Source organism: Sphaerothrix gracilis Ecp01 (assembly GCF_030405905.1).
GTDB lineage: Bacteria > Cyanobacteriota > Cyanobacteriia > Phormidesmidales > Phormidesmidaceae > Sphaerothrix > Sphaerothrix gracilis.
In genome coordinates this window covers 1-13,804 of the sequence record NZ_JASATW010000002.1, presented here as the reverse complement: position 1 = coordinate 13,804, position 13,804 = coordinate 1, and the positions used below count along the sequence as shown (strand labels likewise).

Genomic DNA, 13,804 nt, shown 5'->3' with positions numbered 1-13,804 from the left:
CACGGCAAATACACTAGAATTAATCATTAAAGCTTAAGGTAAAAAGCCATGCCAACCATTGATGCGCTAATTTCTATGACGTTTTATGGGGGCCTCGGCTATATGGGAATAGCCGCCATTGTTCATGCTTTTTATTGGACAGAACAGCGGTTAATTGAGCGGCAGACAATTGCTGAAGCAGAAGCTGTTAAAGCCGATCAGCAACTGCTTGAAGCCGCTGAAACAGAGCAAGCTCAAGTTGCGCTGCCCCAGCCGCCAGTCAAGGCCAAGCAAAAGGTAACGCAGCCGGTTTATGCATCCTTCTAGCTATCCCTTAGTCACCTTAGCCCAGAGCTAAATCAAAAGAAATCTGGCAGCCAGGGAGAAGTCGTTGCAAAGAGCTGGTCGGCGATCGCTCTCGTAGATTCATCTCCCTCTAAATATCCGGCATAGTATAGCTGCGTCGCTGAAAACAGGCCGCTATACAGCGGGGCCAAACTGGCTGAGGTGAGCTGCAAAGCGCCATGTCCGCCTAGTTTAACGTGGCCTTGCCCCTGCGTTACAGACAGCACATAACGCCCGGTGTTAGCGGGCAAATTCTCATCGGTCACTGCCAAATGTAGCTCAGCGTCTAAGCCAGTAGGATAGCCGCGTAGGGTTAGCGCCTGGGGCAGGTTGATAATGCGCAGCAGCCAGCGATCGGCAAATCGGGGCGTAGCTGGCTGCTCTGGTAAGGTTAGCGTCAGCAGATCGATTGGGCCGCTCTGCCAGCGAATTGTTTTGACGATTGAGCGATGGGAGGCCAACAGCGCCCAAAGAGTCTGGGTGGCCGCTTGCGTTAAAACAGCCCAGTCTTTGATTTCCAAGCAGGTTCCCTGCGGCAGACGCTTCTGCTCAAAAATAACGTAGCCCTGAGGGTTCTCAGCGGTACCCAAACGATAAGCATACACGGGGCCGTCCCCTGCCTCCGGCTGTAAACGCTGCCAGAAATAGGGATGGCGATCTAGATGACCGCTGTGGCGCGGTGCCTGCTGGTTATAGACCTGCTGTAGTTCTTTGTTGGTAAGGGCAACTGGCTCAACCGGCAAAACAGGCTTGGTAATGTCAATGCGATCGCTCTCAATTTGCCAGCCACAATAGCTACCGCCTTGTTCATAGCCCACCTGCCGATAAAGCCGCTGCACTGCCGGATACAGCACCGAAAGCACTGTTCCTTGCTCAAAGAGATCTTCAACCGTATGCTGCATCAGCGTGATGGCCGCCCCCTGATTGCGGCACTCTGGGGCGATCGCCACTGCAGCAATCCCCGTCATGGGAATTCTGCGCCCGTGAAACCACTGCCCCATTGGAATTTGCGCCAGTCCGCCTAAGAAAGTATTGTCTCGATAGAGCGCCCGTAAATTTGGGTTGCCAATTCGCCGCAGGTAGCTGGCGATCGCCGTCGGCGTCTCTACAAAGCACTGAGCCATTACGCTTGTTAGCGGTTCTACTGCATCTACAGCAGCCAATGAGAGATATTGAAACGTCATGTCTAGCGATCGCCTCCTTCAATTAAAACCTTGAGAACCTGAAAGATATTGCTGTTTTTTAGCCAGAAGCCGTAATCGCCATGAAAAATAGAAAGTGGCAGGGATGCGCTACCGTTAATTTTAATGAGCCTTTGTATTAATCCTCAGTGTCGTCAGCCGGATCATCCAGGTAATAGCAGCAGCCAGTTTTGCCAGAGCTGTGGCTCTGGACTCATGCTGCAAAATCGCTATCGCGTCATGCGGCTGATCAGCAGCGATAGCGGCTTCGGCAAAGTCTACGAAGCCTACGAGCGCAGCGAACCGAAAATTCTCAAAGTTCTCAAAGCAGACTTTAACCATAACGCCAAGGTCATCGATTTATTTCAGCAAGAAGCCAGAGTGCTAAGTCAGCTTCAGCATCCTGGCATTCCCCAGGTTGAAGCAGACGGATATTTCACCTTCATTCCTTCTGACAGCAGCCAGCCGCTGCACTGCATCGTCATGGAGAAAATCGACGGACCGAATCTGCGTCAGTGGATGCAGCAGCAGGGCAACAATCCGATTAGCGAAAAGCAGGCTCTAGACTGGCTGTATCAGCTTGTAGAAGTCCTGCACCTGATCCATCACCAAAACTACTTCCACCGCGATATCAAGCCCGAAAATATTATGCTGCGCTCCAGCGGCCAGCTAGTGCTGGTGGACTTTGGGGCCGCCCGGCACATCACCGCCACCTATCTAGCTCAGCTCGGTCAGTCGGGCGGCATCACTGCCCTCAGCTCAGCCGGATATACGCCCCCCGAACAAGAGCAGGGGCAGGCAGTTCCCCAGTCCGATTTTTACGCTCTAGGCCGCACCCTGATCTATTTGCTCACGGCTAAACATCCTACAGACAGCGGTATCTACAACTCTTTTAGCAACGAGTTCAACTGGCGCACCGCCGTCCCTCAGCTTTCTCCTCGCTTTGCTCAGCTACTCGATCGAATGATTTCGCCTAGAGCGATGGATCGTCCTCCCGACACACAGGCCATTTTGACGGAGCTACAGGCACTACAAACCGCTGCTTCCAGTTCTCGACCCCCCAGCCGAAACATCACTTCCACCGTTCCATCTTCTGAGTTTACGCAGCCCGATAATCACACAGCCTGGCAAAGCCAACTCCTGACTCAGATGCGATCGCGCTCTAGCTGGCAGTCCCGCTTCATAGGGCTTGCCGTTTTGGGGCTGCTGGTCACGCTCACGGCTGGGATTTGGCACGGCGTTCAGCAAGAAACCTGGTTTCCGTGGAACGGCTCTCCGTCGGTGCCTGCCGAAGTCGCTACGGTTAATCCCCTACAGGTTTTACAAGGACACGCCAACCCCATCAATGCTCTGCTGCTGACTTTGGGTAATAATCAGCTCATCAGCGCTAGCGCCGATAAAACAGTTAAAGTTTGGGATCTTACCAGTGGCGAAGTTTTACAAACCCTGCGCGGGCACACCAGCTTTATCAACGCGATCGCGGTGAGTCCAGACGGGCAGCAGCTAGCCAGCGGTAGCGCCGACGGTGAAATTCGGCTCTGGGATTTGGCATCTGGGGAAACGCGGCAAACGTTTGCAGATAGCTCAGTTTCAATCAATGCCTTAGCTATCACCCGCAACGGCCAGCAGATCATCAGCGGTAATGCTGAAGGCGTCATTCAGCGCTGGGACTTGTCTACCGGAGACCTATTAGATACTTGGACAGCCCACACCAGCGCCATTAACGCTCTTGCCGTCAGTCCTAGCAATCAGCTTCTAGCAAGCGGCAGCGCCGATAAAACTATCCGGCTTTGGGATTTAAACAGCGGTGAAGCCATCCATGTTTTGTCGGGTCATGCCAGCTTTGTCAATGCGATTCAGTTTAGCCCGGACGGAGCTGATCTAATCAGCGGCAGCGCCGACACCACTCTCAGGCTCTGGGACGTGGAAACTGGAGCCTTAGAAAAGACCCTCCCCGCCCACACAAGCTATGTCAACGATCTGGCTATCAGCAGCGATGGCAGCCTCGTTTTGAGTGCCGGAGCCGATCGCAGCGTTAAGTTTTGGGACGTTCGCACTAGCGAACTCCAGCTAGATACAGTTGGCTACACCAATCATATTGACCATCTCGTTGTTCATCCTCAGGGATTTATCATTACCGCCAGCATAGACAGCCCCGATATTGAAATTTGGACGCTTCCGCCAGAATGAAATAAATTATTTCTGTAAAATACGCTACAAAACATCTCCTTTCTTTCCTTTTTGATCTAGGCTAGAGACTGAAAGCGCTAGGTATGAACTATGCATCAGTCAGAACGCCGCGATCGCAACAATCGCAACCAGATCATTCAAGAACTGCGCCACCAGCTTCGCTACACCAGCACCCCTGCTGAACGAGATGCCGTTCGCCGCGAACTGGATTTCTGGATTCGCTATCGCTAGTCCAAGCTGAAAGAATTTTAGGCTATAGGTTTAAGCCCGATTAACAAAGCTAATTCTAGCCATTTCCAATAGCAGTCCACGTCCACAAAACCGATTTGACGCAGCCACTGAAGCTGAGTTTCCACATCTAGCAGCTGATTAGACGGATCTTCTTCGCCCGGCCCATAGCCAATGGCAGCGAGAAATTGTTCGTGTAGGCGCTGGCTGGGTGAGGCAACATGCTCTAAATTACAAAAGATGCCGCCAGGCTCTAGATGAGCAAAAATTTCCTGATAGAGCGATCGCTTGCGTTCATGACTGAGATGGTGAATAGCAAAGCTGGAGACAACTACATCAAACTGGCCCAGCGCTGGCAGCGGCTTGTCTAAATTATGATCAATGACGCATACTGTCTCATCTTCGGCAAAGCGGGCCCGAACCGTCTTGAGCATTGTGGGGGAAAAGTCCAAAGCAATGCTCTGAAGTTCAGGCCGATCCAGCTTGACTAAGCCCAGCAAACGGCCATCTCCCGTACCTAGATCTAAAACACGCTTGGCTTGAAGCGGCACATGAGCTAGCAGCACAGCTTCTCCCTCCGTACGATGAGGGATTTTATCTGCCCTAGCCAGATAGTCTAAAGCATGGTCGGCAGAAGTCCACTGATTAAGAGTCATAGCTCAGCCTTGAAGTAAGGGGCGCTCAGTTTGTCTCACCTGTCTCGGTCAAAAAACTTTAGTCAATTAGCCGCTGCGAGAATAGTAGCGCGATCACCTCAGCCGTCGCCGGGGCGCAGCGATCGCGATCGCCATATTGCAGCCAAGCCAGTTCTTCAATTTCTGAGTCAGGCTGTAGCACTCCGACAAATTCTGCCCGATAGCAGGTCAGACACACCCAAGCCGGTGGGCAATACCCATGAGCCGGAGCCTCAATTGTTGCCCAAAGCTGCCAAGATGACTGAGACAGCTCAACCCGCAACTCCTCGCGGACCTCGCGGGATAGGGCCTGCCAGTCTGACTCGCCCACCTCTGGTTTCCCCCCTGGCAAATAAAACGCATCTTTACCTGCAGAGCGGACGCAGAGAAGTCGGCGAGCTTTCACATAGACCCAGCCAACAGCTTTAATGAGCATGACTGATACAATTTGCGGTTTTCCGTAGTTTCACTGAGCTAACGTAGAATTCAGCGCTCAAGACTTTAACTAAAGTTATTGAAATCTTACCAACTCTTTATGCCTGAAAAGCCCTTATTCGGGCACTCTAGAGATAGGCGCCACACACAACTCTACTGACTATGAGAAAGGTATTTTTAACAACTGCCGCGGCCCTCTTCAGTTTCGTCCCCGGTACGATCACTCATGCTGTTCGCGCAGAAAATCTTTATTTCACGCTGGAAAATCAAACTAGCCGAACGCTAGTTGAACTATATCTCAGCCCCCTTAACAGCGCCGACTGGGAAGAAAATATCTTATTCTCGGCTGTTCCCCAGGGGGGCGGTGGCATGATTGAGGTAGAGGAGCTAAATACTTGCCAATACAAGATCTTAGCCGTGTTCGCAGACGACGTACTCGTTGAAGATTACGAAGTCAACCTCTGTGAACTTAATACTTATACTCTAGTTGATTCAGTCTTTGAGTAAGTGCTCTAATCTGGGCTATTTGAAATTTTCTCCAGTTTTTTCAGCCTGCGGGCTGCAGCCTCTTCAAATCGCTTCGCACCCAGAACAGCTAGACTCACAGCAGTCAGGAAAAATAGTTTTTAGCTACCAATTACTCGCTACAAGGGCATGCGCTCAGTCTTACTCCCTTGTCTACTAGGAGATGGCAGGTACCCCAATCTCAAAGTGGATATGGTTGTCATGTCCCCTTATATACTGGCTCAGTCCCTCATTAATTAACTGGGGATCGTTAAAGAAAACTCGTGTAACCAAACGCTGCGATCGCAGCGCCTGAATAATCGCGCGGGTAGCAGCGCGATCGTAGTTGCTGCTTTGCCAAGTGGTTCCGTAACTGCCATCAGTGCGCGGAATTGAAAGATCGCAGGCATTGCCGCATTGATGACCGCTGTGGTCAGGAGTGTAACCACCGCTGGGATAGCTGACATCGTTGACCGGAATTAGCGAAATCGACCGCCGTCCTCGGCGATGATTTTTCTCATAGTGTTCGCCCGCCGCAATAATCACGTCTACCAGCCAACTGGTGCCGTAGTCGTGCTGATCGCTCAGGTCAGCCCGCTCAAAGTTGATAAAACCATCTCCCTTAATCGGCATCAGCATCCATTTAGGCGCATTAGCCGCTTGGAGAAACTGATGGGTTCTTTGCCCGACATCAATTCGCCCATCCCCGCCCAGCGTAGTCCTACCCGCAATAACTGACTGGAAAAGCTGAATCGCTCGCAGCATTCCGGAATCGACATAAATTCCAGGCCGAAAAAAAACGTACCCTAGTTCCGCCAAACGTTCTTTGACTTGCAAAACATCTTCAGCATAATTTTTTCCGCCCCGCCCCACGCTGCCGCTCAAAGAAATCACTTTAGCTTCTGGCTGGGGATCGACAACCTCAATCACGAAGTCTATGCTTTGATCTTCAATCTTTATCTTCAGGTTGCGCCTGCCTTCACTAAAGAAGCGGTAGTTGATCAGCCAGGTTCCTTCTGGCTTCACCCTGGGCGCAGAAGTGGCCAGAAAATCACCTGAATAAAGCGACACTGACTGACCGACATAGCTGCGGTCAGCCCTACCCTCAATCTGAAAAAGCTCCTTAACCTCAACAGACTTAGGCACCTGAGTAAGCTCAATCTTCTGCCGGGGAGTGGGCTTCGGTTCTGGCTCTGGCTCGTCGGTTTCCCAAGCTACTGTCATTCCTCCCGGTGCATCAAGGCGACTAAACCATTCGTGCATCTTGACAATAGTGAGACGATATTCGTCGTTGTAGGGACGCTTCTCGATTTTGTCGATATAGTAGCCCCCCTGCATGAGGTATATGGCCTGTGCCGTTTCTTTTATCCAAGTCCCCATGTTTTAACCGCTTGACCAAACGTTTTTGTTTTCCCTACTTAAGGCAGCTTATGCCACATTTGCAGCAGACTGTCAGGAAGCTTAATTTTTTAACAAAACGGCCCTGCTACGCAAATAGGGGCTAGGCAACCTGCCGCTCCTGTTTTGAAACTTGAGCAATCGTTTCCAGCGTTTCCGCCCTAATCCAACCCTGTTCAGCAGCGTGCATAGCCGCCATTTCGGTATCCGCAACCACTAAGAACTGAGTACCGATTCGTCTCACTGCCTGCGCGATCGCCTGTAGCTGCCGCTGCCGCTTAGCATTTTGCTGACTCACGTCTCGAATATAAATAGCCAAAATTTGACCTGCAAAGTCTTGGGCAATTTGGGTGTAGATTTCAGCATCCTTTTGGCCACTATCGCCAATTAAAATAAACGGTAAATCAGGATAGCAACGCAGAATGGGCTCAATTTTTTCGCGTTTGTGAGCCATATGGTCAAAGCTCAACAGGTTCTCTATAGACAGTTCAGTATCTTTCAGCAGCAGCGGCCCAGCCGGAATTTCCTGCAGCTCTAAAAATTCCGTGAAAAGGTCATACATGTTCCAGGCGCTGCTAGAAACGTAGAAAATTGGGTTAACGGCTAGTTCTTGGTGGCCCTGTTGTAGAGCCTGGTAAAAGGTAGCTACCCCTTTGAAGGGCAAGCGCGTTCGGGCATTTCCCAGGTAGGCAATACGCACCATACGAAAAAAATCGGTCGCAGCCGTATGGACAATCGTATCGTCTATATCACTGATGACGCCAAACTGAGTTGCGGCAGTGGGGACCAGCACAGATCCCCTGTTAATAACTGGTGGCTGTTGCGGCGGCTGAGGCTGCAACAATTCTAGGCAGGCGGAATACCAAAGGCGATCGCCATCTAAAGCCTCTGGCAGTTTGATTTCGGCCTGAAAGTAACCTTCACGGTTGGTGACAACCTCTACTCTCTGCTCAGCAAAAGTAACAGCCACTCTGGCATTGGGCACCTCATCGCTCTCAAAGCGACGATACATATTGAGTAGGTTTTTCCAGAGAGAAGCATCTTTAGGTCGTGAACGGATGCCTTTATTCTGCAATACGCGCCCCATCAGCCAGACGCGCTTGGGCGTTCCATAGCTGCGATAAGGCACGATCTTTAGAGGCTCTCGAATATGAAGCAGCTTATTTAGCTCAGATTTCCAAGCACCAAAAGTAGCATTAAGCTGGCTTGTCCACTGCGATAGTCGGCGTTTCCAGTCGCTCATCGCGTTTCTCAGCATCTATATTTTCAGCACTTTTAGAATACAAGGCTCGCAGTGCTTCCACCTGGGTCATCGGGCAGAGCTTATTTGATAGACAACGTATTGGCAAAGATTAGCGATCGCGTATGATTGACATTGCATATTACTCATAAAGTTCAGTCTGCTATATCAGTTTGAGGAAATTTGAGCATTCAAGCTGAAGTTTCACCTACACAACCAAACGTAGTCAAATATTGGCTTATGCGGCTAGATATCCACAAGCTTAATCTAGGATCAGACTCTGCGGAACGAGATATTGCAGTTGGCCTATCCGAATATTTTTATCAAAACTCAACCTACCACAAATTTCTTAAAAGCCATAAAACGATCCTGGTAGGTAATCGCGGTACGGGAAAAAGCGCAATTTTCAAATATATTGCTCTCACAGAAGCTAGAAAAGGCAATCTGATCTTAGAGCTTTCCCCTGAAGAATATTCATACGAGCTGCTCTGCGAATACCTGCGTAGCGAAAGTGAAGGCTCCTGGGGCAAACAAAGCGCCTACTCTGTTGCCTGGCAATACCTACTCTACAATCTAATTTTTAGCAAGATCGCCGCCAATAAACGAGGCTTACTGCTTGGTCCTCAAAAAGATATTTATGCCTATGTCCGTAATAACTTACAAAACCAGCAGCTCAATTCAATTAGTATTCTAGTCAACTATCTAAAGCGATTAGAAAAAGCTAAATTTGAATCTCAAGAAACTTTTACAAAAACCAGAGAACTACAAGCTCTCTACAGCTTAGAAGAAATCAAGGAGCTAGTTCCAAGCTTGAAGAAAGTCTTGCAAAAAACTCGCATTAAAATCTTGGTCGATGAGCTAGACAAAGGTTGGGACAATTCAGAAGATGCTCGCTACTTTATTGCGGGACTTTTTCAGGCCACTCAAAAGATAAATCTAATTAGCTCAAATCTTAAAGTATATGTTTCTATTCGGCAAGAACTCTTTGACAATATCCCACAAATCTATGACGATGCTCAGAAAATTCGAGAAGACGTTGAAATTATTCGCTGGGGCAGAGACGAGCTGATCGAACTGCTAGGTCTAAGAATCGTTCATTCTTTTCCAGAAGCCAAAAAGCTGACCAGTCATCGTCGCTGGAATTCAGTTTTTTCAGCTCAGCTATCATCTCGGCGTGAAGATTCGGCAGATTATATTATCAATAGGACTCAGCTTAGACCAAGAGAATTACTACAGTTTTGTAAGCTTTGTCTAGAACGCCACGTCAAGGGTAATAAGGTGACTGAACCAGCGATTTTAGCCGCGGAGGAAATGTACTCTGAGCAAAAAATCAAGGATTTAGCAGCAGAGTATCGCTTTCAGTATCCTTATCTGCTTGATCTATTTGAAGTATTTCGCGGCAAATGTATCTACTTCTCGAAAGATGAACTTGATTTATTTATACTGGCGATTGTCTGCGGTGATGTCGATGTCGATCAGGCTATTTGGGTAATCAATATGGACTACTTAGAACTCAAGAAAATTTTATGGCACATCGGTTTTCTCAAGGCCGCTATTCCAAAGGCTGCTCAAAAGCAACCCTGCAATGCTAACGCTTACTTGGGCCATTATGAAATTCCGACTATTAACCTAGAGAACATCCAGCACTTTTGCATTCATCCGGCCTTTGCTAGCTTTTTATCTCTGAAAAACTGAGCACGATACAAACAATGCAGCAATGTTTCTCTATTAGCGGGTTCTCTTGCAACCGCGGCAACAGCCAGAGGCCAGTTTCCCTATGAGATGGAAGCCCTTCAAAGCACATCATCACCTTGAAAAATGTATTCAAACAATTCCAGCTTGGTTAGCAGTTACTATTTCAGTTGTATGTCTGGCAGTTCTCGCCCTTTGGGTCAATGAAATTCCTGTCGATTCTATTCAGACTATATTTTCTCGCGAAGCTCTACAAATCCTCTTCTCTGAAGCTGAATCGATCGCAATCGTAGCGGCGGTTATTCTGTATTTCAAAGGTGCTCCCGATCGCAAAGCTCAAAAGCATTACGAGGCATGGCGTGTAATTGATAGTGCAGCAGCGGCCAAAGTTTCTACTAGCTATGCACGGCAGCGAGCCTTGCAAGATCTGCATCACGACGGTATCTCTTTGCGAGGATTGGATGCCCCTGGGGCTAACTTGGCCCAGATTGAACTGCCTGAAGCCAATTTGCAAGGCGCAAATTTGCAAGGCGTTATTCTTTGCGGCGCTAACCTGCAAAGAGTGGATTTTAGAGGTGCCAATTTAAGGGGAGCCGACTTGCAAAAAGCAAATCTGAAAGGCGTTAACCTGCGTGGCGTCAATCTGCACAAAGCGAATCTACGAGATGCTATTCTCACCGGGGCCAGTTTGCAGGAAGCAAATTTGACGGGAGCCTCGCTGCGGGCGGCTGAGCTATGGAAAGCAGCATTTTGGGGAGCTGACTTAACAGATGCAGAGTTGAGATGGGCCGAGCTGCAGGGACACGAGCTAGAAGGGGCCAAACTCTGCCGTACTGTTTTGCCTGATGGTCGCCAAGAAGATTGTAACTGCTTGGAACAATCGAGACGCTGATAGCTTCTTTAAAGTTGGGACTTTGAGTTTTGACAGACTAAAAAATGGATATTCTAGGCATCCGCTACGGGTCTATGCTGCTCTCACGGCGCTTCCAGATCGGCTTCGCTGCATTTTGTTTGACAGCTCTATTGCCACAAACATTGCCTGGTCTGTTCAATGAAGCCATAGCTCAGACTCAGTCCCCAGAAATCAGCACTTGGGCAACTTTAGAACAGGAAATTATTGCAGAGCAAAACCAGGTACGGCAGGATCCGCAAAGCTATATTCCCTTGCTAGAATCTTGGCTAGCCCGCATGGATGCCCAAGGTAATATTCCTGGTGGCTGCGGTCCTCGCTGCACGTTGCGCACCAATGAAGGACGTCGCGCCGTCATAGAAGCCATTCAGTTTTTGCGAGATCAGCCATCTGTAGGCTCTCTCATCGACTCAGAAGCGATCGCTCAGGCAGCCAAAAGACAGGCCCAAGACCAAAGAAACGGTGCTACTGGTCATATCGGGGCTGATGGCAGCACGGTAGGCCAACGACTGACTCAAGCTGGCGTCAACTGGCAATCAGTAGGTGAGAACATTGACTATGGTTCTCGCACCGCTGAAGCCGTAATCATGAGCCTGATTATTGATGATGGGGTAGCTAATCGAGGACACCGCACTAATATGTTCAACCCTCGCTGGACAGCAGCTGGCGCTGGGTGTGGTGAACATGCTGTCTATCAAACCGTTTGTGTCATCAACTATGCTCAGACAAGCGATCGCGCTGCTAATGGTGACAATCTCAGCAGCATTCCTGCACCCGCTAGCGATAACCAGTTCCTAGTCATTAATCGAGGTACTGTTGACTTGCTCTCTCTAAAAATTGCAGGCATTGATGCCTTAGCAAGCACTTTAGCGCCCGGACAAACCCAGACAATCAGCTTAGACGCAAATGCGGCCTGCCAAGCAAACTTAACGATTCAGTTAGGCGGTAACTATCTGCCCCTCAACTGGGGCAACGTGCCGATTTGCGGCTCAGTGCTGACCGTGAATCAAGACAATCAGTTCAATCTGCAATATCGTTAACATCGTTAATTAGGCAACGCCTATCTCAAGTTGGACGTATTTACTCTCAGTCAGCGGTAAAGTGGGCCTAGCTTGGGAGATAGAAAGCATGGCTGAGAATCAAACAGATTTTTCTCAAAACATTGCCGAGGCGTTGGCTTCGGCGCAGCAGGCCGGTGAATTTGCTGCTGACTTTGCGGTTAAGGGGCTGCAGTGGATAGCAGGCACGGCCTCGAAGACCGTTACCGAGGCTAGCACCCAAGCTGAAGCCACAGCCCATAAGTCGGTTGAACAAACGACTGAGATTGCCGGGCAGCTGATTGCACCCATCCTTGACAATCCGCTGCTGCAGCTTATCTCTAAAATTCCTGGCCTGGGCTGGATGGGATCGCTCGGACAGGCCGATATCGAACAGGCAGAATCGGATGTTGAGCAGCTCAAGCAGCAGTACCCCTCTGAGAGCGCAGACGAGATTGCCCATCGCATCATTGTAGATACAGCCTTAAAGGCTGGAGGCATTGGCCTGATGACCAATATTATCCCTCCAGTGGCGATTGCTTTATTGGCCATTGATTTAGCCGCTACAACAAAGCTGCAGTCTGAGATGATTTACCGGATTGCCTATGCCTACGGTTTTCCGCTAGACAATCCGGCTAGGCGAGGAGAGGTGCTGACAATTTTTGGCCTTTCCCTGGGAGGATCTGGCTTGCTCAAAACAGGTTTTAGTTTTGCTGAGATTATTCCTGGGGTCGGCGCTGTTGTCGGCGCTTCCAGCAACTTAGTTCTGCTGTACGGCTTAGGATATGCAGCTCGCCGCTTCTACCAAGCCAAGCAAAACGGTGAGTTTACCCAGCAGGATGCAGAAACTATTCAGCGTGACCAAGCCAAATACATGCAATCTATCACTGAGCAGCAGGCCATCATGGATCAGATTACAGCCCACATGATTTTGGCTAGCTACCCAGAGCAGTCTTGGTCACAAATTTCTCAAGAACTGCAAAAGCTAGCTATTTCCGAGCAGTCAGCCCAAGCGATCGCAGACAATGCACGAGCACCCAAGCCACTAGAAGCCCTTTTACCAAAACTCGATCAGGAACTGGCAAGGCCCCTCGTTGAGCGCTGCGAACAGATTGCTGCACAGAGCGGAGAAATGACAGCTCAAAAAGAAGCTATTCTAAATACACTCTACAGCTATTTTGAATTGCAGCCCGTCTCCTACGGTTCTTGAACAAAGCGGCTCAAAGCTGGAAAGCTGCTTAAAACTGCGATCGCTCTAACACTCTGAGCTATTGCACTGTATCTAGGCTATGCGATCGCAGCTACCTTGTCAGATTCTGCCGCCGCTTCGTTTTCTTCGTTGCGAACCCGGTCTAAGTCTACATCTAGCACGGTCATCTTCAGTCCCGCTCTAGGCTGTCCATCACTGTTGGAAACGTATGGGCTTGGCTCAATGCTGCCTGTGCAAATAACTAAGGATCCTTTCTTCAAATATGGCAAGGCTCGCCAAGCGGCTGATTTTTGCCAGATATTGAGAGCAACGGTAAACGAGCTTTCGCGATCGCGGACACCTCGTACATAAAGCGTGGCCGTTGCGACCTGAGCTTGTTCTCCATTGCGGAGTTCAACTACTTTAATCTGAGCATCTGCCGCTAAGTTACCGCTAACAATCCACTTGTTCAATCCTGCGCTGGACATAATAAATCATCCCTGAGTAGAAGTACAATCGCAGACAATAAAGCTGCAAGTTAAGACTACCCGGTCAGACTAGAAGAGTAACCTATGCAAAAAGCGCTTACCAAATTTGGCAAGCGCTTTTTGTTTGAAAGTTACCCTGGCACTGAGCTATTTTCCCGTGGGGCAACCCCCAAAGTATCTTCGCCGCAGGTGCGTTTCACAACCGAGTTCGGGATGGGTCGGAGTGGTTCCACACCGCCATAAGCACCAGGAAAGCAGTTAAGGCAGAGCCTTGAGAACTGCACAGCAGAGAGTCGATTAAAAGGTAGTGAACT

14 protein-coding genes and 1 rRNA gene are annotated in these 13,804 nt (G+C 49.4%); 8 read left to right on the top strand and 7 right to left on the bottom strand.

Going from position 1 to position 13,804, the window contains the following annotated elements:
* The first annotated feature begins 48 nt into the window (after positions 1-48).
* Positions 49-306 (top strand): hypothetical protein, encoded by a 258-nt coding sequence (locus tag QJQ48_RS01840; RefSeq protein ID WP_346289485.1) that lies wholly within the window; start codon positions 49-51, stop codon positions 304-306.
* 32 nt (positions 307-338) lie between these two features.
* Here the strand turns inward: QJQ48_RS01840 and QJQ48_RS01835 are convergent, their stop codons facing one another.
* On the bottom strand, positions 339-1,508 hold the full coding sequence (locus tag QJQ48_RS01835) for a GNAT family N-acetyltransferase (protein WP_346289484.1): 1,170 nt from the start codon (positions 1,506-1,508) through the stop codon (positions 339-341).
* Positions 1,509-1,631: 123 nt separating this feature from the next.
* Between QJQ48_RS01835 and QJQ48_RS01830 the strand changes: the two genes are divergently transcribed.
* Both QJQ48_RS01830 and QJQ48_RS01825 read left to right on the top strand, forming a co-directional pair.
* Positions 1,632-3,695, top strand: a complete 2,064-nt coding sequence (locus QJQ48_RS01830; protein WP_346289483.1) for a protein kinase domain-containing protein — start codon at positions 1,632-1,634, stop codon at positions 3,693-3,695.
* A gap of 90 nt (positions 3,696-3,785) precedes the next feature.
* Positions 3,786-3,926, top strand: coding sequence for a hypothetical protein (locus QJQ48_RS01825; protein WP_346289482.1), 141 nt, complete (start codon positions 3,786-3,788; stop codon positions 3,924-3,926).
* Between the two features lie 17 nt (positions 3,927-3,943).
* Here QJQ48_RS01825 and QJQ48_RS01820 read toward each other — a convergent pair whose 3' ends face one another.
* Positions 3,944-4,579: a class I SAM-dependent methyltransferase gene (locus tag QJQ48_RS01820; RefSeq protein ID WP_346289481.1), complete on the bottom strand. Its 636-nt coding sequence runs from the start codon at positions 4,577-4,579 to the stop codon at positions 3,944-3,946.
* Positions 4,580-4,637: 58 nt separating this feature from the next.
* A complete protein-coding gene (locus QJQ48_RS01815; RefSeq protein ID WP_346289480.1) occupies positions 4,638-5,033 on the bottom strand; it encodes an NUDIX hydrolase in 396 nt (131 codons plus the stop codon).
* Positions 5,034-5,194: 161 nt separating this feature from the next.
* On the opposite strand from QJQ48_RS01815, the gene QJQ48_RS01810 reads away from it, so the two are divergent.
* Entirely contained in the window at positions 5,195-5,539 is a 345-nt protein-coding gene (locus QJQ48_RS01810) for a hypothetical protein (RefSeq protein ID WP_346289479.1), read from the top strand.
* A 174-nt stretch (positions 5,540-5,713) separates the two neighbouring features.
* Here the strand turns inward: QJQ48_RS01810 and QJQ48_RS01805 are convergent, their stop codons facing one another.
* Both QJQ48_RS01805 and QJQ48_RS01800 read right to left on the bottom strand, forming a co-directional pair.
* Positions 5,714-6,916, bottom strand: coding sequence for a hypothetical protein (locus tag QJQ48_RS01805; protein WP_346289478.1), 1,203 nt, complete (start codon positions 6,914-6,916; stop codon positions 5,714-5,716).
* 121 nt (positions 6,917-7,037) lie between these two features.
* Entirely contained in the window at positions 7,038-8,177 is a 1,140-nt protein-coding gene (locus QJQ48_RS01800) for an App1 family protein phosphatidate phosphatase (RefSeq protein ID WP_346289477.1), read from the bottom strand.
* 180 nt (positions 8,178-8,357) lie between these two features.
* Here QJQ48_RS01800 and QJQ48_RS01795 point away from each other — a divergent pair, with 180 nt between their 5' ends.
* The 4 genes from QJQ48_RS01795 to QJQ48_RS01780 all read left to right on the top strand — a co-directional run bounded on the left by QJQ48_RS01795 (position 8,358) and on the right by QJQ48_RS01780 (position 13,023).
* Complete coding sequence (locus QJQ48_RS01795) at positions 8,358-9,869, top strand: P-loop ATPase, Sll1717 family (RefSeq protein ID WP_346289476.1); 1,512 nt, start codon at positions 8,358-8,360, stop codon at positions 9,867-9,869.
* An 82-nt stretch (positions 9,870-9,951) separates the two neighbouring features.
* Positions 9,952-10,758 (top strand): pentapeptide repeat-containing protein, encoded by an 807-nt coding sequence (locus tag QJQ48_RS01790; RefSeq protein ID WP_346289475.1) that lies wholly within the window; start codon positions 9,952-9,954, stop codon positions 10,756-10,758.
* 131 nt (positions 10,759-10,889) lie between these two features.
* Positions 10,890-11,816 (top strand): CAP domain-containing protein, encoded by a 927-nt coding sequence (locus tag QJQ48_RS01785; protein WP_346289474.1) that lies wholly within the window; start codon positions 10,890-10,892, stop codon positions 11,814-11,816.
* An 88-nt stretch (positions 11,817-11,904) separates the two neighbouring features.
* On the top strand, positions 11,905-13,023 hold the full coding sequence (locus tag QJQ48_RS01780; protein ID WP_346289473.1) for an EcsC family protein: 1,119 nt from the start codon (positions 11,905-11,907) through the stop codon (positions 13,021-13,023).
* Between the two features lie 77 nt (positions 13,024-13,100).
* Here QJQ48_RS01780 and QJQ48_RS01775 read toward each other — a convergent pair whose 3' ends face one another.
* Together QJQ48_RS01775 and rrf are read right to left on the bottom strand one after the other, a co-directional pair.
* A complete protein-coding gene (locus tag QJQ48_RS01775; RefSeq protein ID WP_346289472.1) occupies positions 13,101-13,490 on the bottom strand; it encodes a single-stranded DNA-binding protein in 390 nt (129 codons plus the stop codon).
* 134 nt (positions 13,491-13,624) lie between these two features.
* Positions 13,625-13,741, bottom strand: a 5S ribosomal RNA gene (rrf, locus tag QJQ48_RS01770).
* Between the last annotated feature and the right edge of the window lie 63 nt (positions 13,742-13,804).

Coding starts and splice junctions, on each gene's coding strand:
- QJQ48_RS01780 (WP_346289473.1), top strand. CDS start 11,905: ATGGCTGAGAATCAAACAGATTTTTCTCAAAACATTGCCGAGGCGTTG.
- QJQ48_RS01790 (WP_346289475.1), top strand. CDS start 9,952: ATGAGATGGAAGCCCTTCAAAGCACATCATCACCTTGAAAAATGTATT.
- QJQ48_RS01835 (WP_346289484.1), bottom strand. CDS start 1,508: ATGACGTTTCAATATCTCTCATTGGCTGCTGTAGATGCAGTAGAACCG.
- QJQ48_RS01810 (WP_346289479.1), top strand. CDS start 5,195: ATGAGAAAGGTATTTTTAACAACTGCCGCGGCCCTCTTCAGTTTCGTC.
- QJQ48_RS01840 (WP_346289485.1), top strand. CDS start 49: ATGCCAACCATTGATGCGCTAATTTCTATGACGTTTTATGGGGGCCTC.
- QJQ48_RS01825 (WP_346289482.1), top strand. CDS start 3,786: ATGCATCAGTCAGAACGCCGCGATCGCAACAATCGCAACCAGATCATT.
- QJQ48_RS01830 (WP_346289483.1), top strand. CDS start 1,632: ATGAGCCTTTGTATTAATCCTCAGTGTCGTCAGCCGGATCATCCAGGT.
- QJQ48_RS01800 (WP_346289477.1), bottom strand. CDS start 8,177: ATGAGCGACTGGAAACGCCGACTATCGCAGTGGACAAGCCAGCTTAAT.
- QJQ48_RS01815 (WP_346289480.1), bottom strand. CDS start 5,033: ATGCTCATTAAAGCTGTTGGCTGGGTCTATGTGAAAGCTCGCCGACTT.
- QJQ48_RS01805 (WP_346289478.1), bottom strand. CDS start 6,916: ATGGGGACTTGGATAAAAGAAACGGCACAGGCCATATACCTCATGCAG.
- QJQ48_RS01775 (WP_346289472.1), bottom strand. CDS start 13,490: ATGTCCAGCGCAGGATTGAACAAGTGGATTGTTAGCGGTAACTTAGCG.
- QJQ48_RS01820 (WP_346289481.1), bottom strand. CDS start 4,579: ATGACTCTTAATCAGTGGACTTCTGCCGACCATGCTTTAGACTATCTG.